This is a genomic window from Streptomyces spinosisporus (genome assembly GCF_022698145.1).
In the GTDB taxonomy this organism is placed as follows: Bacteria; Actinomycetota; Actinomycetes; order Streptomycetales; family Streptomycetaceae; genus Streptomyces; species Streptomyces spinosisporus.
Genome location: NZ_JALDAX010000013.1, coordinates 23,871 through 45,986, shown reverse-complemented (window position 1 = coordinate 45,986; position 22,116 = coordinate 23,871). Strand labels below are relative to the sequence as shown.

17 protein-coding genes are annotated in these 22,116 nt (G+C 70.7%); 8 read left to right on the top strand and 9 right to left on the bottom strand.

The genetic code is table 11. The features are described from left to right. Nucleotides 1-29: 29 nt before the first annotated feature. The gene (locus MQN93_RS29315) at nt 30-1,010 is read right to left on the bottom strand and encodes a DEDDh family exonuclease (protein ID WP_016436258.1); all 981 of its coding nucleotides are present in this window, start codon (nt 1,008-1,010) and stop codon (nt 30-32) included. A gap of 162 nt (nt 1,011-1,172) precedes the next feature. Between MQN93_RS29315 and MQN93_RS29310 the strand changes: the two genes are divergently transcribed. The 4 genes from MQN93_RS29310 (at nt 1,173) to MQN93_RS29295 (ending at nt 8,572) form a co-directional block, all read left to right on the top strand. Then, nucleotides 1,173-6,443: an HD domain-containing protein gene (locus MQN93_RS29310; protein ID WP_242711921.1), complete on the top strand. Its 5,271-nt coding sequence runs from the start codon at nt 1,173-1,175 to the stop codon at nt 6,441-6,443. Between the two features lie 7 nt (nt 6,444-6,450). Continuing rightward, nucleotides 6,451-6,798: a hypothetical protein gene (locus MQN93_RS29305; RefSeq protein ID WP_242711920.1), complete on the top strand. Its 348-nt coding sequence runs from the start codon at nt 6,451-6,453 to the stop codon at nt 6,796-6,798. Beyond that, on the top strand, nt 6,795-7,409 hold the full coding sequence (locus MQN93_RS29300; RefSeq protein WP_242711919.1) for a hypothetical protein: 615 nt from the start codon (nt 6,795-6,797) through the stop codon (nt 7,407-7,409). The genes MQN93_RS29305 and MQN93_RS29300 overlap by 4 nt, the downstream gene beginning before the upstream one ends. Nucleotides 7,410-7,528: 119 nt before the next feature. Continuing rightward, the gene (locus tag MQN93_RS29295) at nt 7,529-8,572 is read left to right on the top strand and encodes a zinc-dependent alcohol dehydrogenase family protein (RefSeq protein ID WP_242711918.1); all 1,044 of its coding nucleotides are present in this window, start codon (nt 7,529-7,531) and stop codon (nt 8,570-8,572) included. A gap of 46 nt (nt 8,573-8,618) precedes the next feature. Here MQN93_RS29295 and MQN93_RS29290 read toward each other — a convergent pair whose 3' ends face one another. The 3 genes from MQN93_RS29290 to MQN93_RS29280 all read right to left on the bottom strand — a co-directional run bounded on the left by MQN93_RS29290 (nt 8,619) and on the right by MQN93_RS29280 (nt 12,834). Beyond that, nucleotides 8,619-9,629 carry a CopD family protein gene (locus tag MQN93_RS29290; RefSeq protein ID WP_242711917.1) on the bottom strand — a complete coding sequence of 337 codons (1,011 nt, stop codon included), beginning with the start codon at nt 9,627-9,629 and terminating at the stop codon, nt 8,619-8,621. 139 nt (nt 9,630-9,768) lie between these two features. Next, a complete protein-coding gene (locus MQN93_RS29285; RefSeq protein ID WP_242711916.1) occupies nt 9,769-11,199 on the bottom strand; it encodes a CoA transferase in 1,431 nt (476 codons plus the stop codon). 108 nt (nt 11,200-11,307) lie between these two features. After that, the gene (locus MQN93_RS29280) at nt 11,308-12,834 is read right to left on the bottom strand and encodes a S8 family peptidase (RefSeq protein ID WP_242711915.1); all 1,527 of its coding nucleotides are present in this window, start codon (nt 12,832-12,834) and stop codon (nt 11,308-11,310) included. Nucleotides 12,835-13,086: 252 nt separating this feature from the next. Between MQN93_RS29280 and MQN93_RS29275 the strand changes: the two genes are divergently transcribed. The 3 genes from MQN93_RS29275 (at nt 13,087) to moaA (ending at nt 16,235) form a co-directional block, all read left to right on the top strand. After that, complete coding sequence (locus MQN93_RS29275; protein WP_016436266.1) at nt 13,087-13,443, top strand: DUF485 domain-containing protein; 357 nt, start codon at nt 13,087-13,089, stop codon at nt 13,441-13,443. Then, on the top strand, nt 13,440-15,065 hold the full coding sequence (locus MQN93_RS29270; protein ID WP_016436267.1) for a monocarboxylic acid transporter: 1,626 nt from the start codon (nt 13,440-13,442) through the stop codon (nt 15,063-15,065). The genes MQN93_RS29275 and MQN93_RS29270 overlap by 4 nt, the downstream gene beginning before the upstream one ends. A gap of 180 nt (nt 15,066-15,245) precedes the next feature. Continuing rightward, nucleotides 15,246-16,235, top strand: a complete 990-nt coding sequence (gene moaA, locus MQN93_RS29265; RefSeq protein ID WP_242711914.1) for a GTP 3',8-cyclase MoaA — start codon at nt 15,246-15,248, stop codon at nt 16,233-16,235. A gap of 24 nt (nt 16,236-16,259) precedes the next feature. On the opposite strand, the gene MQN93_RS29260 is transcribed toward moaA, so the two are convergent. After that, the gene (locus tag MQN93_RS29260; RefSeq protein ID WP_016436269.1) at nt 16,260-16,478 is read right to left on the bottom strand and encodes a hypothetical protein; all 219 of its coding nucleotides are present in this window, start codon (nt 16,476-16,478) and stop codon (nt 16,260-16,262) included. A gap of 214 nt (nt 16,479-16,692) precedes the next feature. Continuing rightward, nucleotides 16,693-17,091, bottom strand: coding sequence for a DUF3099 domain-containing protein (locus tag MQN93_RS29255; RefSeq protein ID WP_242711913.1), 399 nt, complete (start codon nt 17,089-17,091; stop codon nt 16,693-16,695). Nucleotides 17,092-17,337: 246 nt separating this feature from the next. On the opposite strand from MQN93_RS29255, the gene MQN93_RS29250 reads away from it, so the two are divergent. Then, nucleotides 17,338-17,625 (top strand): GlsB/YeaQ/YmgE family stress response membrane protein, encoded by a 288-nt coding sequence (locus MQN93_RS29250; RefSeq protein ID WP_016436271.1) that lies wholly within the window; start codon nt 17,338-17,340, stop codon nt 17,623-17,625. Nucleotides 17,626-17,694: 69 nt separating this feature from the next. On the opposite strand, the gene tyrS is transcribed toward MQN93_RS29250, so the two are convergent. From tyrS to MQN93_RS29235, 3 genes are read right to left on the bottom strand one after another with little or no spacing between them, the layout of a single operon-like run. After that, nucleotides 17,695-18,963 (bottom strand): tyrosine--tRNA ligase, encoded by a 1,269-nt coding sequence (gene tyrS, locus MQN93_RS29245; protein ID WP_242711912.1) that lies wholly within the window; start codon nt 18,961-18,963, stop codon nt 17,695-17,697. Between the two features lie 55 nt (nt 18,964-19,018). Beyond that, nucleotides 19,019-20,422 carry a metallopeptidase TldD-related protein gene (locus MQN93_RS29240; RefSeq protein WP_242711911.1) on the bottom strand — a complete coding sequence of 468 codons (1,404 nt, stop codon included), beginning with the start codon at nt 20,420-20,422 and terminating at the stop codon, nt 19,019-19,021. Next, nucleotides 20,419-21,942: a TldD/PmbA family protein gene (locus MQN93_RS29235; protein ID WP_242711910.1), complete on the bottom strand. Its 1,524-nt coding sequence runs from the start codon at nt 21,940-21,942 to the stop codon at nt 20,419-20,421. Before MQN93_RS29235 ends, MQN93_RS29240 begins: the two co-directional genes overlap by 4 nt. Nucleotides 21,943-22,116 lie beyond the last annotated feature (174 nt).

The window sequence follows — 22,116 nt, the reverse complement described above, 5'->3', positions numbered from 1 at the left end:
GAGCGGGCGCCGGGCGAGTCGCGCGGCAATCACCCGTCCGCGGGCTCCACGTCCCGCAGCAGCTGACCGAACGCGGCCTCGTCCACCACCGGCGTCCCGTACTGCTTGGCCTTGACGACCTTGGAGGTGCCCGAGTCCGGGTCGTTCGTGACGAGCAGGCTGGTCAGCCGGGACAGGCTCGTCGCGACATGCAGCCCGGCCTCGACCGCGCGGTCCTCCAGCAGCTCCCGCTCGACCGAGGTGTCCCCGGAGAAGGCGATCCGCATGCCCTGCTTGAGCGGCTTGCCGTCCTCGTAGCGCCCCGGGTTGGGGTACGGGCACGCGGGCCTTTTGCGGGAGGGGCGCCAACTGCTCGGGCGGTAGCCGCCGTAGCCGCCGGACTGGCGGGGCACGGGGCTGTCGGTCCACTCCGTGAGCGGCCGGCACTCCAGCAGCGGCAGCCGTACGCCCCCCGCCGCCGCGGCCGCGAGGCTCGGACGGAACGCCTCCGCCAGCACGCGCGCGTCGTCCAGCGCATGGTGCGCACGCTGCTGCACGACACCGAAGTGGGCCGCCAGCGACTCCAGCTTGTGATTGGGCAGCGGCAGGCCCAGCTCCTTGGACAGGGCGATCGTGCACAGCCGTTGCCGCACGGGTGCCTCGCGCTTCGCGCGCGCGTACTCCCGCGCGATCATCTGCCAGTCGAAGACCGCGTTGTGCGCGACGAGCACACGGTCCTGCAGCCGGGACGCGAACTCCTCGGCGATGTCCCGGAAGAGGGGTGCGCCCCGGAGCATCTCGCTCGTCAGACCGTGGATCCACACCGGCCCCGGGTCCCGCTCCGGATTGACCAGCGTGTACCAGTGGTCCTCGACCTCGCCGCGCGCGTCCAGCCGGTAGACGGCCGCGGAGATGATCCGGTCGTCCCGCGCCAGGCCGGTGGTCTCCACGTCAACGACCGCGTACCCCTGCGGATACGCGGCCGGCCACGCTGTGGGGGAGGACGCTGCGGTCGTACGGTCTTCGAGCATGGTCCTTGAGGATACGACCCGTCACTGACAGTCCTGACCGTCAGGGGCCCCTGTGCGCCGGTTCGTTGGCGCAGCCTCCGGTGACCTGATTCTGTGTTCACTGCTCCCCCCTGTGCCATCCTGACCTGCGTCGCGGGCACAGGGACGGGGGCACGGTCGGGCATGGACAGCAGACAAGCACTGATCGTCGCCGTTCCACGCTGCGAACTGTCGGAACACTTCGCGGACTTGACGCAGACGGTGGCCCGCGACGTCGAGCTCATGACCGAGGCGCTCCACTCGTCGGGTTACAGCGTGGAATCCCTCGGCGCCGCCCAGGACGAGCCCGCGCTGCGCTCAAGAATCCGGAGCGCGATCAGCCGGGTCTGCGCCACCGCCCCCGAAGGCGGCACGGTCCTCATCCACTTCACCGGGCACGGGCTGTCCGCGGACGGGGCGGACCATCTCGTGCCCGCCGACGCCCAGCTCACCTGGGCGACGACGCCCCCACAGGTCGCCCTGGACTCGCTCATCGGCCTCGACCTCGCCGAACTGCTGCGCGGCTGTCGCGCCGGGACGGTGCTGCTGACCGTCGACGCCTGCCGGGACAACTCGACCGCGGACGGCACCGACGGCACGTCCAACGGCGGAGCCGCCACGATCTTCCCGGCCCGAAGAGACCGGGTGGCGGTGCTGTTCGGCTGCGGACCCGGCGAGACCTGCGGCTCCGACGAGAAGAGGGGCAGTCATTTCACGCGCGCCCTGGCCGATGCCCTGCACGCCGACACCGCGCCCCGCACGGTCGCCGACGTCATCGCGCACACCGTCCGAAGGACCGCCGAGTTCGCCCGCGCCCACCGGCAGGTGCAGACACCCACGGCGCACTACGCGCCCAGCGGCCCGGACGCCATTCACCCGGTGCCGCTGTGCGCCGGCCGTACCCTCCACGAGGAGTGGGCGACCGCCGTGGGCTCGGCCGAACTGTGGGCCGCGGTCGAGGGCCTGACCGAGACCCGCCGCACCGAACTCCACCAAGCCCTCGTCCGGTTGACGGCGGAGTGCGCGCGGTGGCGCAGCAGTGCTCTCGCCGGGGTCCCGGACCCCTGGGCGGACGACGACTACCCGGTCCGCGTGCTCGACCGGGGGCTCAAGGCCCTCCTGGCGCCGTCGCAGACACAGGGCGGACCACTCGTGGACGCGGGGGAGTTCGCCGTGCTCGCTGCCGCCCCGTTCGTCCGCGAGGCGGTCTACGCGATGGGCATCAAGGAGACCGCCGCCGTCGACCCCTTCCACCTCGATCCGGACACCGGGGCCCTCGGCCGCGAACCCGAACGCGCCGACCTGGAGCACACGTTCGCCGCGCACGCCCTGCTGTGGCGCAAAGGGCGCGAACTGGCCGGAAGGGGACGCGACGAGGACGCCCGCGCCGTGGCCGGCTGGCTGCTGCACCGGCACGTCACCGGCAAGGAACAGCTCTGGGACACCTACGCTCCGCAGTTGCTCGCACCCCTCGCGAAGGTACTGATCGGTCCGGACGCCGCACGGGCCCGCCACCACGAGCTCACCGACGAACTGGTACGGGTCTGCCGACACATCGCGATCGCCCCGGCCGAGCCGTACCAGGGCGAGCTGCTGAACGCCGACGCGCAATGGCGCCTGAACGAGCTCTTCCGGACCGACGGCGTCACCGAACGGTGGCGCCCCCGCGAACTGACCTGGCTCCTCGGCGTCGCGGGTCTGCTCGGCGGCGACCTGCGCCAGCTGCCCGGTGTGCTGGTGGACAACATCGGCGTCACGGACGGCCTCCGTCCCGCCGAGGCGGTGGCCGGCGTCCGTGAACTGCGCTGGGCACGCGACCGGCTGAGCAGAACACTCGACCTGGATCTGCCCTGCCCCCACCCCGCCGTGCACGCCGCGATGGAGATCCTGACCGGCTGGACCGACGAGGCCGTACAGAACGTACGTCTGCGCTTCGCCCGCGCCGAGCCCACCGCGCTCCTCGCCCAGCTGCCCGAACGGATCACCTGCCACCGACTGCGTCCGCGCTACGACAGCGCGACCAGGGCGGACGCGTATGCCGTCCCGCTCATGCGGTTCGGCCTCGCCGAGGACGAGATGCGCGAACTCCTCATGGGCACACAGCTCTACGGCGATCCGGCCCTCGCCCTACGGGAGCTGTACCAGAACGCCCTCGACGCCTGCCGCTACCGCCAGGCCAGGCTGCGCTACGGCGAGGCCGACGGGCGGATCCCGTACCACTGGAACGGTGACATCGTGTTCCGGCAGGGCACGGATGACGAAGGCCGGCCGTACATCGAGTGCGAGGACAACGGCGTCGGCATGGACCGCAGGGCGCTGCGCGGCACCTTCTCGCGCGCCGGGCGCCGGTTCGAGCAGTCCCGCGAGTACCGCAGGGAACAGGCCCGTTGGCGCCGAGCCGACCCCGATCTGCGGATCTACCCCAACAGCCGTTTCGGCATCGGGGTGTTCAGCTACTTCATGCTGGCCGACGAGATCAGCATCTGGACCCGCGCCACCGATGAGTACGGCCGTGCCGACCCGGGCGGAGGCCTGTGCGTCGACGTGGCCTCCACCGGCAGCCTGTTCCGCATCCGGCGCAGCGAGGAGGCCCAGCCGACCGGCGGCACCCGGGTGCGGCTCTACCTCCAGCAGGACGGCGTCGACGTCGCGAAGGAACTCGGCACACGCGTGTGGCGGTCGGAGTTCGCGATGCGGGTGGAGCGGGGCGGGGACGTTCTGCGCACCTGGGAGAAGGGTGCGCTGTACTACTTCGGGGACGCGATTAGTCCTGTTCCGGCGGGGGCTGATGCCTGGTGGGTTAAGGGGAATGGGTGTTTGCTGGCTGATGGGATCTTGACGGATCCTGGGGCGGTGGACGCGAGCCGGGACGCGAGTGCACTTTCCTGGTTCAGCTCGGACGCCAGGTCCGGACACACCGACAAAGAGGCCACAGACTGGCACGAAGGGGTCGGTCGCCCTTTCGGTTTCGTCGTGGACCTGCGCGCGGCACACACTCCAGAACTCAGCGCGGACCGGGCACGGATGCTGTCGTACGACAGAGGCTGGGTGGACGAGAAGATCCGACACGCGTCCAATAGGTTCGACGCTCCTCACTGGCTCACCCTGGAGTGGCTCTGGGCTTTCGCGGGCGTGCACCCGGATGCGGCGATGCCACTGGTCGACCGGCTCCTGGCCACCGATGCGCGGCTGACCAGCAGAACCGCGTGGGACAGGTCGGTGTTGCTCGACTTCCGCCAGGTGGGGTGTTTTCCCGTCGACCCCAGCCTGGTTCGGCGTGCAGAGTACGACACACCTCTCATTCGCACCGGGACGACGAACTCCGCTTTCATTGCCTGGCGGGCGGCCATACTGCGCGGTGTGGGAATCGAACTGGCCCGCCGTGGGCGGGATGAGCTGGCGCTGCCGGAGACGACAGATGGTTATCCGCATCCCGAGGCCTGGGAAGTGCACTTCACGACGGATTATTTCGACTGGTCCAGGCATTCACTGAAAGCCGCTTTGCCGAGGCATAGGGACGAAAACATCAGTCTGGGTCGGCTCATGAGGCGGCTGCGCCGCTACGCCATCATGGGCCTGGAAGTGCCCGCCGTCACCGGACTTGAAGCCGCACACCGGTTGCTGCTCGATGAGACCGACACACGAATCCTTTATGGCAGCGGCCCCTTTGCTCGTGGACTCGTCGGCGGTGATTCCGTCGAAGGCGTGATCCAGGTGCTCAGCCGCTTCAGCCTCGGCCAAGGTCTCCCCATTCGGGAGGCACTGGCCAGGGCGCGGCGGTTCGAGGCCGCCGGATTCCCCGTGAAGGTGCCCGAGACCGCAGAACCGGCTCCGGCCGATGAGGTCGCCACACGCGAGGATCTCGCCGTTCTTCGCTGGCATCCCCGATTCTTCGCGCCCGATGCCCACGTAGTGGGGCAACCGCCACCCCAGGAGCTGTACGACGACGTGCTCAACCGCTACGCGTGGCTGGGTTGGCCGCACGTAGGTCCGGTCGCGGCCGAACCGCCCGAGCCGGTCGAACCGGTACCGGAGACCCGCGACTTGCCGAAGTCTTGGACAAAGGAGCAGGTGGACGAGTTCACGGAAAGCTTCGGCATCAGCGAATACACCAGCCATCAGCGCCTCACGCGCCGTCAGCTGGGCCGGGCTTCAGGCATGCTGGGGCTGCCCGTGGCAGAGGTGGTCGAACGCTTCGCGGACGTGCTCGCCACGCGGGCGCTCGACCTTCCGGACCTGGCCGGAATGACCGGGACCGTTTTCACCCGGCTCGACAGCGACCTCCTGGGCGCTGTCTTTCGCGGGGACCCGGAGCGGCTCCTGCGGCTTTCCTGGCGCGATGACGGCGTACATCTTCTGGACACGGCACAGGCGGCGGTTCGTGTAGCCGCCGACGATGCGGCGGTGGCGGAACGACTGACCGTACTCGCGAACGAAGGGCTAGTGGACGGACGCGCCCCCGCGCTCGTCGAGCAATGGCGCGCCGTTGCGCCGAGTGACTGGGAACTGCTGCTCTGCCGGGACAAGCACTACTCGAGCCTGCGCCACCTCGACCGAACCCCCGGGACCGGGTACAGCATCGAGCACGCCATACAAACCACCGCCCTGCACAACGGCCTCGATATCTTCTTCGCCCTGCTTGCCGCAGCCAAGGCACGCACCGCACTGCGCCCAGCAGTCGAACGCCTCGTCCCGCTGGGCCCCCTCGTCGGACTCGACGTCTCCGCCCTGGAAGGGGTGTCGAGTTCGCTGCCACCGGATCTTCGTCCCACCCTCGCCGACCTCGTGGTGTGCTGTGAGGCGGAAAAGGACGTCGTGCGCTGGCGGTCCCGGCCGACCGTGGCCCTCCTCGTCGCCCACGCGCGCGAGAACGACAGCACGCTCGGCGACAGCCTGGCGACGCTCACCCGGTACGCCTCCCTCGGCGCCCCTTGGCGGGAGCCGGAGACCGGTCCGGAGGACTGGCGCGAGCACCGTCCGACCGAGTACGACAGCGCCCTGTTCGGCGAGGACCTCATCGGCGACGGGCCCGTAGGCCCGCTGGACCTGGTCCGCGCGGCGGCACGGTTCGGCTGGTCGCTGACCCGCACCTGGGACCGGCTCGCGCTGTACCGACCCCTGGGGCTCGATCTGCTGATGGAACGGCCGCAGCCCGCCTCCGACGTGGTCCCCTGCTGGCAGGACCTGATCCTGCTGAGCCGGCAGTACACGGGCCGCGCACCCGCGTTGAGCGGCGCCGTCACGTCCGAGCGTGTCGCCGTCACCGCACGCGAACTGGGGGAGACGACCCAGTGGGTGTACGACCGGCTCGCCCTGTACGCCCCCTTGTTCGTGCTCACCCTGCCCGCAGACGTTCCCGCCCACCCGGCGCCGACACCGTCCGCCGAGTTCTACGTCGCCGAAGACGCCAGTTGAGGACCTGATGCCCGATCACGTTGCGACCGAGTTCCGCGAACACGAGGCCGAGGTCCGTCCGGACGAGCCGTTCACCGTCACACGGTCCGAGGACGGACGCTGGTACACCGTCAAGGGGTACTGCCCGACGTGCAGGGTGGACACGGTCTTCCGGGTCTCGTACGGCGTCCTCGGCCCGCCCAAGCGGCTGTGGGGCCGCGGGCGGCGCGCGCCCGAACCCCTCACCGGTGACATCCCCGTCTACTGCCAGTGCGGCTACCCCCACGCCGAGCGGCCACCGGAGTCCCCGGACACCGGATGCGGTGCCTTCTGGGACGTGCCGGTCCCGCCTCCCGAGCCGGGGGCGGCGCCGTGACCGACATCGCGAAGAAGCGGTACGCGCAGCTGGGTCAGCAACTCCAGTACGACCAGCTCGGCACGGTACGCCGGCAGGCGGAGGGCTGGCGCAACGGCCTGGCAGGTCTCACGGGACTGGTCGGCGTGGTCTTCGTGCTGAAGGGCCGCGAGAGCGTGGCCGGCATGCCCGGCGGCTGGCGTTGGGTGACCGCCCTGCTCCTCGTCCTCGCCTTCGTACTGCTCCTTGCCGGCTCCCTGGGCGCCGTACGGGCGGCGAACGGCCAGGTGGGGCAGCGGGTGTGGCTGACCGGTGACCGGCTGCTCTCCGGCATCCTGGACGAGGTCGAACGGACGCAGGACGCCTTGAGCACGGCGCGGCGGCTGTCCGTCGCCGGGCTCTGCGCGATCGTCGCCGCCATCGCGGTGTCGTGGCTCGTGCCGGTGGAGACCTCCGCGAGTCCCGGCAGCAGCGGGCCCTACGTCCTCGTGAACACCACTGGGGGAGTGCGATGCGGGGAGCTGGTGCTGGCCGACCCCGAGGCCGTGACGATCAGCACGGCCGGAAAGAAGCGCTGGGTCCGGATCCCCGCCGCCGACGTCCGGTCGGTCACACCTGCGGCGCGGTGCTGAGGCGCACGGGGGCGTTCCGGGTGCGCTCGGCGAGCGGCCTGCACCGGGGGCGACGTACCGTGAAGTGCGCTCGCCACCCCTGAGCGCGCTCACGACCCGGCACGAGAAGGACCCCCGCCATGCGCGCCACCACCATCCACGCCCCGTACGACATGCGCATGGAGGACGTGCCCGAGCCCGTGGCGCAGCTGCCCACCGACGCGGTGGTGCGGGTGCTGCGCGCCTGCATCTGCGGCAGCGACCTGTGGGCGTACAGGGGCGAGTCGCACCGGCGGCCGGGGCAGCGGATCGGGCACGAGTTCCTCGGCGTCGTCGAGGAGACCGGCTCCGGCGTGGGCACCGTGCGCCGGGGTGACCTCGTCGTCGCGCCCTTCATGTGGTCCGACGGCGTCTGCGACTACTGCCGCGAGGGCCTGACCACCTCCTGCGGGCACGGCGGCTTCTGGGGCTCGGTCGGCTACGACGGCGGCCAGGGCGAGGCCGTCCGCGTGCCGTTCGCCGACGGCACCCTCGTGCAGCTCCCCAAGGAGGCCGCCTCCGACGACCGTCTGCTGTCCTCCCTGCTGACCCTCTCCGACGTCCTCGGCACCGGCCACCACGCCGCCCTCGGCGCCGGCGTGCGCCCGGGAGCGACCGTCGCCGTCGTCGGCGACGGCGCCGTCGGCCTGTGCGCGGTGCTCGCCGCCCGGCGGCTCGGCGCGGAGCGGATCATCGCGCTCGGCCGCCACCAGGTCCGTACGGACATCGCACGCCGCTTCGGTGCCACCGACGTCGTCGCCGAACGCGGTGAAGCGGCCGTCGAGGCCGTGCGCGAACTCACCCGCGGACAGGGTGCGCACGCCGTGATCGAGGCCGTCGGTACCGAGCAGTCCATGCGGACGGCGGTCGACATCACCCGCGACGGCGGCGCGATCGGCTTCGTCGGCGTGCCGCACGGCAGCGGCACCGGCCTCGACCTCGGCGTCATGTTCGACCGGAACATCGCGCTGCGCGGCGGCGTCGCCCCCGTCCGCGCCTACATCCCGGAACTCCTGCCCGACGTCCTGGACGGCACCGTCGACGCCTCGCCGGTCTTCGACATGACGGTCGGCCTGGAGGGCGTGCCCGACGGCTACAAGGCGATGGACGACCGGTCCGCGCTCAAGGTGCTGGTCACCAACTGACGGTCACCAACTGATGTTCCCCATCCTGGCGTTCACCGGTCCGACGTCACCATCGGATGGGCAGCGGCAGCGCCGTCAGCAGCCCCGACACCGCGACCACGACCCCCAGAACGGCAACCTCCCCGCGCGCGGGCGAGCAGGCGGTGAGGGGGTCGGCGGCGCGGCTCAGCCGGATCCGCGCCCACAGGGCGAGCAGGGCGACGCCGGCCACGAGGATCACCTTGGCGAGCAGAGTGCGCCCGTACGCCGTCGTCGTCAGCTGGTCGAGGATCGTGTGCGAGGGCATGCGGCGCAGCGAACTCCACACCCCGGTCGCGGTGATGAGGGCGAGCAGTACGGCCGCCACGCGCGCGTAGAGCCCCAGCAGGGCGGCGCCCGCCTCCGCTCGACCCCAGCCGCGCAGGGTCCGCAGCGCGTGCAGCAGACCGCCCGCCCACAGCGTCGCGCACGTCAGGTGCACCAGCGTCAGACCGGACCCGAGAAGCGGATGGTGCTCGGTCGTGGGGTGCGCGCGCAGGGCCTCCGCCACGATCACCGCGGCCAGCGGCCACAGCTGCGTGGCAGGGTGGCGCGAGAGGGCGCACAGGCCCGCCGCGAGGAAGGCGTTGACCTCCACCAGGGCGAGCTTGCCGTCCCGGGAGTCGTACAGACCGCCCACGTCGATCTGGGCCAGGCTGTGCGGCACCAGGTTGCCGGTGGACACCACCGAGGCCAGCCCCAGTGCCGCGAGGATGCCGGCGCCCGCCGCGTACGGGGCCCAGCTGCGCGGCGGTCCGGACGAGGGAGCGCCGGGCAGCGCGCGGGCCAGGCGGTTCACGAACAGCTCGCCCACCGGGACGCACAGGACGGCGAACAGCACCGCCCGCAGCAGCGCGATGCCGCCGACGCCGGGTGCGGCGGCCTCGCCGGTGTCGTGCAGCGCGGCGGACGGACCGAGCAGCGGTATGAGCGCGGCCAGCGTCACCAGGACGAGGACGGCCACGGCCCGGCGGGCGCCGGGACGCCGTATCGGCCCGCTCGCGTCGGCCGCGTCGGCCGTGGGTCTGGACAACGTCACCTCAAGATCTTCACCGGCCGTCGCAGAACCGGGCAAGTGAAGTAAAACAACTGGCGGTGCGGCATTCCGCCCATGGGTACGTTTTCGGTCGCGCCGTGACTCACGCCTGTGGCTCAGACCTGTCACTCACCCCCGTGACTCAGACCCAGTGCGCGGGCTGCGACCCCCAGGGCACCGGCGGCCGCGCCCAGTTGGCGGGGCCGCCCGCGAAAAACACCGGCGGCAGGGCGTACCGCAGCCGCCCCAGGGCGCTGTCGGTCTCGGCGAGCCAGGGCCCGGGCCCCTCGTACGCCTCGTCCTCCGCGTCCCCGGCCTCGATGCCCTCCATGTCCTCGATGCCCGCCTCGGCCTCGGTGCCCTCCCCAACCTCGATGCCGTGCACGAGCCACTCCGCCGTCCGTGCCAGCGCCAGCCGTACGGACCGGCTGCCGCCCTCACGGGACTGCTCGGTGAGCGCGCGCAGCACGGCGGCCGCCAGCAGATAGCCGGTCCCGTGGTCGAGCGCCTGCGCGGGTAGTGCACCCGGCTGCTCCGCCGAGCCCTCCACGGCGGCGATCCCCGAGGCCACCTGCACCAGGCTGTCGAAGCCCCGCCGGTCACCCCACGGCCCGTACGCGCCCCACGCCGACACCTGCGCCACGACCACCCCGGGCCGCCGCTCGGCGAGGGCCTGCGGCGACAGCCCGAAGCGGTCCAGGGCGCCGGGACGGTAGCCGGTGACGACCACGTCTGCCGCCGCGAGCAGCTCCTCGAAGGTGCGCCTGTCGGCCGTCAGGTCGAGCGTCGCCGACCGCTTCCCGAACCCCGTGTCGGCGTGCTGGTCGGGCAGTTCGGGCAGCTGCGGCGGATCCACGCGCAGTACGTCCGCGCCCAGCAGGGTGAGCGTGCGGGTGGCGACGGGACCGGCGAGGACGCGGGTCAGGTCGAGGACCCGGAGCCCTTCGGCGGGCAGCAGGGGAGAGCCGTCGACCGGCGGGAGCTCGCGCGCGTGCGCGCCGTCCAGCCGCTCGCGCTCCACCAGGGGCCGCTCCGCCACCGCGACCGCCTGCTCGTGCGCGGCCCACTCCTTCGGCGTCCGCAGCGCGACGGCCAGCCCTCCGGCCGCGTACACGGCCTCCTCGATTTCGGCCGAGCTCCGCCGCGCGAGCTCCGCCCCGACGGCGTCCACGTCGTCGGGCACACCCAGCACCTCCAGCAGCCGCGCGCGGTGGTGCGGATAGTTCGCATGCGTCCGTACCCAGCCGTCCGCCGTGCGCCAGAACCGCGACAGCGGCGCGAAGGTGACCGGCGCCCGCCCGTCGACCGTGAGATGCCGCTCACTGCGGAAGGCCGTGGCCACGGCCCCGTCGTCCACGACCACGCCGGGCACCTCCGTGAGCCCGCCCCGCAGCGCTCCCAGCTCGGCGGCGGCCAGCGCGCACGCTCCGACGCAGGCGCGCGCCAACTCCCGTACGGGAAGCCGCGCTTCGAGCGCTCCCCGGCGCGCGACGGTGGAGACCCGGGAGACCAGGGCGGGATCGCCGCCCAGTTCCCCCCATGCAGTGTTGATGTCTGTCGTGATACCCGTCATGACAGCACTATGCATTATTGATTCAATCAACATATTGCGTACAGAGAGACAGAGAGAGGGGGGCCCGACGGAAAACCGTCCGGCCCCCCTCTCAGGGGCAGCAGAGCCCTACTTCACCGCGCGCAGCGCGTTGACGATGCCGTAGCCGTAGAAGCCGTTGACGTGCTTGCCGCCCTCGCAGGTCGCGTCGACCACGCCGTCGCCGTCGGTGTCGTACGGGTCCGTCGGGCAGCCCGGGTTGTCGGCCTGCGCCTTGAGGAGGGCCTGCAGACGGGCCGGCGACGCGTGCGGGTGCGTCGACTTCAGCAGCGCGGCGACCGCGGCGACGTGCGGCGAGGCCATCGACGTGCCCTGCAGGAAGCCGTACTGGTTGTTCGGCAGCGTGGAGAGGATGCGGCCGTTCTTGGACGGCGTGTCCGCGGGCACGCGGGCGTCACCGCCCGGTCCCGCGACGTCGATGACGCCGTCGCCGTAGCTGGAGTAGTACGACTTGGCGCTCGTGAAGCCCGTCGCGCTGACCGTGACGACACCCGGCAGCTGGGTCGGCACGTCGAAGCACTCGTGCGGGTCGACCGTCCGCGTCACCGGCGTCCCGTCGTCGGGGCTGGAGGCGTCGGTGAGGGCGTGCGAGTCGAGGTCGTCGTTGGAGTTGCCCGCCGAGGCGACATTGAGCGTGCCCTTGCGCTGGGCGTACAGCTGGGCCCTGTTGACCGCATCGACGATGGCACGTTGATCGGGGTCGTCCATGCAGTTGTACAGCCACGGGTCAACGTAATAGCTGTTGTTGGTGACCTCGACGCCGTGGTCGGCGGCGAACACGAAGGCGCACACGACGCTCTCCGGGAAGAACAGCGAGTTCGCGTCCGGCTGGGCGACGGTGATGCTGGCGACCTTCACGCCGGGCGCCACGCCCGCGACACCGACGCCGTTGCGGGCCGCGGCGATCTCGCCCGCCACATGCGTGCCGTGGTAGTGGTCGGCGTCCACCGGCCGCCAGGCGCCGTACGTCGTGTCGGCCTTGCCGCTCACGCAGTTCGCGGACTGCGAGGGGGAGAAGTTGGGCGCGATGTCCGGGTGGGTGTCGTCCACACCGGTGTCGATGACGCCGACGGTCACCTTCCGGCTGCCGGGGTCGATCCGGGCGGCCTTGTCCGCGCCGATCGCCCTGAGGTCCCACTGGTCGGCCTCGAGCGGCTCCTGGCCGGCCGCCGAGCCCTTCGCGACCTTGGCGGCCTGGGCCGCGGAGAGGTGCTGGACCGCTCCCTCGTCCGTCGTGCCCGCCGCGGTCACCGGCGAGGTGCGGGAGGCACCCGCCGACTGCACACCGCGTACCTTGCGTATCTTGGCGGCGAAGTCGGGGTTCGCCGAGTGGGCGACGATGACGCCGATCCGGTCGTACGAGGCCACGATGCTGCCGCCGTTCGCGGCGATCGCCTTCTCCACCGACTTGATGGTGTGGTGGTCCGTCCTGGTGTTGACGAGATACGCGTAGGTCCCCGCGTCGGCCGTCTGCGCGGCGGCCTCCGCGCGCGGGGCGGCCTGTGCGGCCGCCGGCAGGAAACCGAGCGAGGCCGTCAGGGACAGCACGACGGGCACGGCGAGGGCGAGACGGCGTCTGGAACGCAGATGAGCCATGGGATCTCCACATCATCCGGAAACGGAACCGCCCGAGACACGGTGGTTCTCGGGCAGGTACATGACGGGCGGTGCAGGCCAGAACCTAACCCCCCATGTCGCTGGTCAGCAATGAGCTGCCCAAGAAGAGTTCGGAAACCGGTCAAGTCAGTTGAACCCGTCTTCGCGTGGCGCCGTGACCTTGAGCAGGGAGCGCGAGGAAACTCGCCCCCGATCCCCGTCACAACCGCACCCGCAACGCGAGGAGACTCCGTGGCCACCGAGACACCGCCCCCCTCGAAAACCCAAGCCCGACTTCCTTCCACCGAGGAGTTCGTCGCGGAGCAGGAGAGCGCGGAGTTCGGTGAACTGCGCCGCTCCTACCGCTCCTTCGCCTTCCCGCTGACCATCGCGTTCACCGCCTGGTACCTGCTCTACGTCCTGCTGTCGAACTACGCGGGCGACTTCATGGGCACCAAGCTGTTCGGCAACATCAACGTCGCCCTGGCGCTCGGCCTGGCGCAGTTCCTGACCACGTTCCTCATCGCCTGGTGGTACTCGCGGCACGCCGCCGCGAAGCTCGACCCCAAGGCCGAGGCCATCAAGTCCCGTATGGAGGGAGGCGCATGAGCTCCGTACAGACCACCCTGCTCGCGGCCGGAGAGGCAAGCGAGCACCGGGGGCTGATCATCACCCTGTTCTCGGTCTTCGTCGCCGCCACCCTCGTCATCACGGTGTGGGCCGGCCGCCAGACCAAGAACGCCGCCGACTTCTACGCCGGCGGACGGCAGTTCACCGCCTTCCAGAACGGCCTCGCGGTCTCCGGCGACTACATGTCCGCCGCGTCCTTCCTCGGCATCGCGGGCGCGATCGCGCTCGCCGGGTACGACGGCTTCCTGTACTCCATCGGCTTCCTGGTCGCCTGGCTCGTGGCGCTGCTCCTGGTCGCCGAGCCGCTGCGCAACTCGGGCCGCTACACGATGGGCGACGTCCTCGCCTACCGCATGCGCCAGCGTCCGGTCCGCACCGCGGCCGGCACCTCCACCATCGTCGTGTCGATCTTCTACCTGCTCGCGCAGATGGCGGGCGCCGGCGTCCTGGTCTCGCTGCTGCTCGGCATCACCAGCGACGGCGGCAAGATCGGCATCGTCGCCCTGGTCGGCGTCCTGATGATCGTCTACGTCACCATCGGCGGCATGAAGGGCACCACCTGGGTCCAGATGGTCAAGGCCGTCCTGCTGATCGTCGGCGCCATCCTGCTGACCTTCCTGGTGCTGCTGAAGTTCAACTTCAACATCTCCGACCTGCTCGGCACGGCCGCCGACAACAGCGGCAAGGGCTCTGCCTTCCTGGAGCCCGGCCTGAAGTACGGCCTGACCTCGACGTCCAAGCTGGACTTCATCTCCCTGGGCATCGCCCTGGTCCTGGGCACCGCGGGCCTGCCGCACATCCTGATCCGCTTCTACACCGTGCCCACGGCCAAGGCCGCCCGTAAGTCCGTGAACTGGGCCATCGGCCTCATCGGCGCCTTCTACCTGATGACCCTCGCGCTGGGCTTCGGCGCCGCCGCGCTCATCAAGCCCGACGAGATCATCGCCTCCAACAAGGCGGGCAACACGGCCGCGCCCCTGCTGGCGCTGCATCTGGGCGGCGTCGACTCCAACTGGGGCGCCGTCCTGCTCGCCTCCATCTCCGCGGTCGCCTTCGCCACGATCCTCGCGGTCGTCGCCGGCCTGACCCTGGCCTCGTCCTCGTCGTTCGCCCACGACATCTACGCCAACGTCATCAAGAAGGGCCAGGCGAACGAGAAGGAGGAGGTGCGCGCGGCCCGACTGGCCACGGTCGGCATCGGCGCGGTCTCCATCCTGCTCGGCGCCCTGGCCCGTGATCTGAACGTCGCGGGCCTCGTCGCCCTCGCGTTCGCGGTCGCCGCCTCCGCCAACCTGCCGACCATCCTCTACAGCCTCTTCTGGAAGCGGTTCAACACCTCCGGAGCACTGTGGTCGATCTACGGCGGCCTGATCACGGCGGTCGGCCTGGTGCTGTTCTCGCCGGTGGTCTCCGGCAAGGAGACCTCGATGTTCCCCGACGTCGACTTCCACTGGTTCCCGCTGGAGAACCCGGGCATCATCTCGATCCCGGTCGGCTTCCTGCTGGGCGTCGTCGGCACCTATCTGTCCAAGGAGGAGCCGGACGCCGGCAAGTACGCCGAGCTGGAGGTCCGGTCCCTCACCGGCACCGGGGCCCACTGACCGCACCTCGGCACCTCACTGAGCGGCCGCGTCGTAGATCCCTACGACGCGGCCGCGTCGTACCTGGTGGGATCGGGCCGCTGTAGTTGTCAGTCGTGTCACGTAGGCTCGCAGGTAACGGAAACACGAAGCACAGCCGGCGAAGCAGAGCTGGCGCGCAATGAGGGGGAGGGGGCCCACGTGCTCATCGACACCTACGGCCGGGTGGCCACCGACCTGAGGGTCTCGCTGACCGACCGGTGCAACCTGCGGTGCACGTACTGCATGCCCGAGGAGGGCCTGCAGTGGCTGGCCAAACCGGACCTGCTCACGGACGACGAGATCGTCCGCCTGATCGACATCGCCACCACCGCGCTCGGCATAAAGGAAGTGCGCTTCACCGGCGGCGAACCCTTGCTGCGCCCGGGTCTGGTCGGCATCGTCGAGCGGGTCGCCGCGCTGCGCTCCCGCCCCCGGATGTCTTTGACGACCAACGGCATCGGCCTCAAGCGCACGGCCGCGGCCCTGAAGACGGCGGGCCTGGACCGGGTGAACGTCTCGCTGGACACCCTCCGCCCGGACGTCTTCAAGACCCTCACCCGCCGCGACCGGCACAAGGACGTCATCGAGGGCCTGGACGCCGCCCGCGCCGCCGACCTGACCCCGGTCAAGGTCAACACGGTCCTGATGCCGGGGCTGAACGAGGACGAGGCCCCGGACCTCCTCGCCTGGGCGATCGAGCACGACTACGAACTGCGCTTCATCGAGCAGATGCCCCTGGACGCCCAGCACGGCTGGAAGCGCGAGGGGATGGTCACCGCGGGCGACATCCTCACCGCCCTGCGCACCCGCTTCGAGCTGACCCCGGAAGGCTCCCAGGAGCGCGGCTCGGCGCCCGCCGAGCGGTGGATCGTGGACGGCGGACCGCACCGCGTCGGCGTCATCGCGTCCGTCACCCGCCCGTTCTGCGCGGCCTGCGACCGCACCCGCCTCACGGCCGACGGACAGATACGGACCTGCCTGTTCGCGACGGAGGAGACGGACCTGCGCGCCGCCCTGCGCTCCGGCGCACCGGACGAGGAGATCGCCCGCATCTGGCGCCTGGCCATGTGGGGCAAGAAGGCCGGAGCGGGCCTTGACGACCCGTCGTTCATCCAGCCGGACCGCCCGATGTCCGCGATCGGCGGCTAGGACAGGCCCTACGGCTTTACGGCCCTACGACCCCTCGGGCGCTTCCCAGTCCTCGAACTTCACGACGTCCTTCAACATCCCCCGGACACCGAGGAACTGGGAGAGATGCTCCCGGTGCTCCTCGCACGCGAGCCACGTCTTGCGCCGCTCCGGCGTGTGGATCTTCGGGTTGTTCCACGCCAGCACCCACACGGCTGCGGCACGGCAGCCCTTGGCGGAGCAGATCGGGGTCTCTTCACTCACGGATTCGTCTCACAGGTACGGCAAACAAGGCGACGCCGAGCAGCCACGGGGGGAGCTGCCCGGCGTCGGTCCGTCGCTCCGACGGGGGATGCGGAGCGCCTACGAAGTATGTCACGGGTAACCGGTCGCTTGGCACCGGAACAACATGATTGATCTGAGCATTTCTTGAGCCTCGGCACGGCCCCGAAGCCCGTCCGCACGCGGCCCGCCGGGATCACGCCCGGTCGCGAGGTTCGCCTTTTGCACCGGGCGCGGCCTCACCCGCGACATCTTCCGGGACCGGTTCCGCAGGACCGTCGTTCGTCCGCGGCGGCCCAATCATCGGACGCATCGGAACGCTCACGAACGTCGACGGAAGCGACGGCGCGTTCTCCCGCCCCGCGTTCGCGATCACCACGGCGATATAGGGGAGGACCAGCCCGAGCACCAACGCCACGATCGCCACGTGCCGTTCGACGTTCCACAGCGAGGCCGCCAGGATCACCGCCACCGTACGGATCGACATCGAGATGACATACCTGCGCTGCCGTCCGCGCACGTCCTCGTCGAGGCTCGTCCGGGCGCCGGTGATCCGGAAAACCTGGCCGTTGCCCGTGCCATGCTGCTTCCGCATCAGATTCCACCATCCGCCCGCATCGGACTCTGCCCGCCCCCGTGACCGGTGCATCCCCGGTCGGGGGACGACTCCCGGACACCTCCAACGTTACGCCGCGCCTGCGCCGCCTACGAGACCGGGTCGTCTCCTGCCTGGGCGAACGGCCTCAGCCGTAGCGCGTACGGCCCTCCCCGACATGCGCCGTACGGTGCACGGGCCGACACTGGGCGTAATGCTCACGTCGATCCGTACTAGGAGGCAGCCATGGGCTGGTTGTGGGCGATCATCGTCGGTTTCGTGCTGGGTCTGATCGCCAAGGCGATCATTCCCGGAAAGCAGCACAGCCCTCTCTGGCTGACCACCATCTGCGGCATGCTCGGCGCCATCGTGGGCAACGCGATCGCCCGCGCCGCCGGTGTCGAGTCGACCTCCGGCATCGACTGGAGCCGGCACGCCTTCCAGCTGGTCGCGGCGATCGTCATCGTCTTCGTGGTCGACATGCTGTACATGGCGACGCTCGGCAAGAAGAAGCAGCAGCGGCAGCGGGCCTAGCCCAGGCACGCCGAAGGGGCGGGCCCAGCCGGGAACCCGCCCCTCGGGATGCGTCTTCGCGGGCCGTGTCTACGCGGACACGACCTCCACCGCCGCCAGGTTCTTCTTGCCGCGCCGCAGCACCAGCCAGCGTCCGTGCAGCAGGTCCTGCGCGGTGGGGACCGCGTCCTCGGCGGCGACCTTCACGTTGTTCACGTAGGCGCCGCCCTCCTTGACCGTGCGCCGCGCGGCCGACTTGCTGGCCACCAGCCCGACCTCGGCGAACAGGTCGACGACAGGGCCGAGCTCGGCGACCTTGATGTGCGGCACCTCGGACAGCGAGGCGGTCAGCGTCTTCTCGTCCAGCTCCGCCAGCTCGCCCTGTCCGAACAGGGCGCGGGACGCGGCGATCACCGCGGCCGTCTGGTCGGCGCCGTGCACCAGCGTCGTCAGCTCCTCCGCCAGCGCACGCTGGGCGGCACGGGCCTGCGGACGCTCCTCGGTCTGCCGCTCCAGCTCCTCGATCTCCTCGCGGGAGCGGAAGCTGAAGATGCGCAGGAACTTGGAGACGTCCCGGTCGTCCGCGTTCAGCCAGAACTGGTAGAAGGCGTACGGCGTGGTCATCTCGGGGTCGAGCCAGACCGTGCCGGACTCCGTCTTGCCGAACTTGGTGCCGTCGGCCTTGGTGATCAGCGGCGTGCCCAGGGCGTGCACCACCGCGTCGGGCTCGACCTTGTGGATCAGGTCGGTGCCCGAGGTGAGGTTGCCCCACTGGTCGCTGCCGCCGGTCTGCAGGGTGCAGCCGTACCGGCGGAACAGCTGCAGGAAGTCCATGCCCTGGAGGATCTGGTAGCTGAACTCCGTGTAGCTGATGCCCTCCTGGGACTCCAGGCGCCGGGAGACGGCCTCCTTCGCGATCATCTTGTTCACGCGGAAGTGCTTGCCGACGTCCCGCAGGAACTCGATGGCCGACAGGCCCTGCGTCCAGTCCAGGTTGTTGACCATCACCGCGGCGTTCGGACCCTCGAAGTCCAGCAGCGGGGCGATCTGCGCGCGCAGCCGCTCGACCCACTGGGCGACGATCTCGGGGGCGTTGAGCGTGCGCTCGGAGTTGGGCTTGGGGTCACCGATCAGGCCGGTGGCGCCCCCGACCAGGCCCAGAGGGCGGTTGCCCGCCTGCTGGATGCGGCGCATCGTCAGGATCTGCACGAGATTGCCGAGGTGCAGGCTGGGCGCGGTCGGGTCGAAGCCGCAATAGAACGTGACGGGACCGTCCGCGAACGCCTTGCGCAATGCGTCCTCGTCAGTGGAGAGGGCGATCAGCCCACGCCACTGCAGTTCGTCGACGATGTCCGTCACGGTTCTCGTATCTCCTTGATGATCTCGGGCGGTCGCTCGACCACCGGCTACGAGGTTATACGCCCCGACTGACAGAGCTCATATTGAAGTCGGGCACCCGCAGCGCCGGCATCGCAGCCCTAGTGAACCAGTCGCTCCACTCCCGGGGCAGCGTCTTTTCGGTGCGCCCGGCCTCGGTGGCCCGCCCCAGCAGGTCGACCGGCGACTCGTTGAAGCGGAAGTTGTTCACCTCGCCGGTCACCTCGCCGTTCTCCACCAGGTACACGCCGTCCCGGGTCAGCCCGGTCAGCAGCAGGGTCGCCGGGTCGACCTCGCGGATGTACCACAGACAGGTCAGCAGCAGCCCGCGCTCGGTGCTCGCGACCATCTCCTCCAGAGAGCGGTCCTGGCCGCCGGTCAGGATCAGGTTGTCGATCGCCGGGGCCACCGGCAGACCGGTCAGACCGGCGCTGTGCCGGGTGGTGGTCAGATGCGCCAGCTCGCCCTCGCGCACCCAGTCGGTGGCAGCGAGCGGCAGGCCGTTGTCGAAGACGGACTGGTCGCCGCCGGAGGAGTGCGCGATCACGAACGGCGCCGACTCAAGCCCCGGCTCGTTCGGGTCGCTGCACAGGGTCAGCGGCAGCTCGCTGAGCCGGTCGCCCACGCGCGTGCCGCCGCCCGGCCGGGAGAACACCGTGCGGCCCTCCGCCGCGTCCCGGCCCGAGGCCGACCACAGCTGGTAGATCAGCAGGTCCGCGACGGCGGTCGGCGGCAGCAGTGTCTCGTAGCGCCCGGCCGGCAGGTCGATGTGGCGCTCGGCCCAGCCCAGGCGCACCGCGAGCTCCGCGTCCAGCGCCGCCGGGTCCACGTCCTTGAAGTCGCGCGTGGAGCGCCCGGCCCACGCCGAACGCGTGCGGTCCGGCGACTTGGCGTTCACCTCCAGCGTCCCGTTGGGCTGGTCGTGCCGCAGCCGCAGCCCCGTCGACGTGCCCACATAGCTCGACACCAGCTCGTGGTTGGCGAAGCCGTACAACTCGCGGCCGCCCGCACGCGCGCGTGCGAACGCCTCGCCGAGGGCGGGCGCGAAGTCGGTGAACACGGCGGAGGTGGTCTCGGCGGGCGCGTCGGTGAAGTCCGGCGACTGCGCCACGTTCGTCACCAGGGGCTGCGCGTCCTCGGCGGGTCCGGCGCCGCGCGCGGCGGCCTCGGCGGCCCGCACCAGGGGCTCCAGATCGTCCGCGGTCACGGCCGAACGGGAGACGACGCCGGAGGCCGTGCCCTCCTTGCCGTCGACGGTGGCGATCACCGTGAGGGTGCGCCCGCGCGTGACGCCGTTCGTGGTGAGCGCGTTGCCCGCCCAGCGCAGATTGGCGGTGGAGTGCTCGTCGGCGATGACGACGCAGCCGTCGGCGGTGGACAGCGCCAGGGCCCGCTCGACGACCTCGTGGGGCTTGCTCGCCTTGCTGGTACCCGCGCTCATCGACCGGCCTCCGAGGTGGTGTTGAGGATGTTGACGCCCTTGAAGAGGGCCGAGGGGCAGCCGTGCGAGACGGCGGCGACCTGGCCCGGCTGGGCCTTGCCGCAGTTGAACGCGCCCCCGAGGACATAGGTCTGCGGGCCGCCCACCGCGGCCATCGAGCCCCAGAAGTCGGTGGTCGTCGCCTGGTAGGCGACGTCCCGCAGCTGCCCGGTGATCCGCCCGTTCTCGATCCTGAAGAACCGCTGGCCGGTGAACTGGAAGTTGTAGCGCTGCATGTCGATGGACCAGGAGCGGTCCCCGACGACGTAGATCCCGCGGTCGACCCCGCCGATCAGATCCTCGGTGGCCATCCCGGCCGGGTCCGGCTGCAGCGACACGTTGGCCATGCGCTGCACCGGCACATGCCCGGGGGAGTCGGCGTAGGCGCAGCCGTTGGAGCGGTCGAAGCCGGTGAGCTTCGCGATGCGCCGGTCGAGCTGGTAGCCGACGAGCGTGCCGTCCTTGACCAGGTCCCAGGACTGGCCCTCGACGCCCTCGTCGTCGTAGCCGATGGTCGCCAGGCCGTGCTCGGCGGTGCGGTCACCGGTGACGTTCATCAGCTCGGAGCCGTACCTGAGCTTGCCCAGCTGGTCGAACGTGGCGAAGGAGGTGCCGGCGTAGGCGGCCTCGTAGCCGAACGCGCGGTCCAGTTCGGTGGCGTGGCCGATGGACTCGTGGATGGTCAGCCAGAGGTTGGACGGATCGACGACGAGGTCGTACAGGCCCGCCTCGACGCTGGGCGCGCGCATCTTCTCGGCGAGCAGCTCCGGGAGCTGCTCCAGCTCGCCCTCCCAGTCCCAGCCGGTGCCCGTGAGGTACTCCCAGCCGCGTCCGACCGGCGGCGCGATCGTCCGCATCGAGTCGAACTCGCCGCTCGACTCGTCGACCGACACGGCCGTCAGCTGAGGGTGCAGCCGTACGCGCTGCTGGGTGGTCACCGTCCCGGCGGTGTCGGCGTAGAACTTGTTCTCGTGCACGGTGAGCAGGGAGGCGTCCACATGGTCCACGCCGCCCGCCGCGAGCAGCCGGGCGCTCCAGTCCGCCAGCAGCGCCGACTTCTCCTCGTCGGGCACGGTGAACGGATCGATCTCGTACGACGAGATCCACGTCTTGTCCGCGTGCACGGGCTCATCGGCGAGCTCCACGCGCTCGTCCGAACCGGCCGCCTTGATCACCTGGGCCGACAGCTTGGCCATCGCCACCGCCTGCGAGGCGACCTTGGCGGCGGCGTCGAGGCTCAGATCCACACCCGAGGCGAAGCCCCAGGTGCCGCCGTGCACGACCCGGACCGCGTACCCGAGGTCGGTGGTGTCCGACGAACCGGCGGGCTTGGCGTCGCGGAACCGCCAGGAGGCGTTGCGCACCCGCTCGAACCGGAAGTCCGCGTGCTCGGCGCCCAGCGCACGCGCGCGTGCCAGCGCCGCGTCGGCCAGGGCGCGTAGAGGAAGTGCCGTGAAGGCTTCGTCGATGGAATGAGGCACCGAGGTCTCTCCTTGTTGTCGTGACCCGTTGTGACCTGTCGTGACCTGTGGCTGCTCCGATCATGTCGCGTGAGCGGCCCGGCGGACCACAGGTTTCGCTCCGGTCCGGAGAACTTTCTGTAGGGACCCGACAGCGAGTCCCGTTGGCCACTGTCGGTGCCCGATTGTCCGCCG

Excerpts from the sequence above, each read along its gene's own strand:
- MQN93_RS29240 (WP_242711911.1), bottom strand. The coding sequence starts at position 20,422 with ATGAGCGCGGGTACCAGCAAGGCGAGCAAGCCCCACGAGGTCGTCGAG.
- MQN93_RS29280 (WP_242711915.1), bottom strand. The coding sequence starts at position 12,834 with ATGGCTCATCTGCGTTCCAGACGCCGTCTCGCCCTCGCCGTGCCCGTC.
- MQN93_RS29270 (WP_016436267.1), top strand. The coding sequence starts at position 13,440 with ATGAGCTCCGTACAGACCACCCTGCTCGCGGCCGGAGAGGCAAGCGAG.
- MQN93_RS29255 (WP_242711913.1), bottom strand. The coding sequence starts at position 17,091 with ATGCGGAAGCAGCATGGCACGGGCAACGGCCAGGTTTTCCGGATCACC.
- MQN93_RS29310 (WP_242711921.1), top strand. The coding sequence starts at position 1,173 with ATGGACAGCAGACAAGCACTGATCGTCGCCGTTCCACGCTGCGAACTG.
- MQN93_RS29305 (WP_242711920.1), top strand. The coding sequence starts at position 6,451 with ATGCCCGATCACGTTGCGACCGAGTTCCGCGAACACGAGGCCGAGGTC.
- MQN93_RS29250 (WP_016436271.1), top strand. The coding sequence starts at position 17,338 with ATGGGCTGGTTGTGGGCGATCATCGTCGGTTTCGTGCTGGGTCTGATC.
- MQN93_RS29315 (WP_016436258.1), bottom strand. The coding sequence starts at position 1,010 with ATGCTCGAAGACCGTACGACCGCAGCGTCCTCCCCCACAGCGTGGCCG.
- MQN93_RS29285 (WP_242711916.1), bottom strand. The coding sequence starts at position 11,199 with ATGACGGGTATCACGACAGACATCAACACTGCATGGGGGGAACTGGGC.
- MQN93_RS29295 (WP_242711918.1), top strand. The coding sequence starts at position 7,529 with ATGCGCGCCACCACCATCCACGCCCCGTACGACATGCGCATGGAGGAC.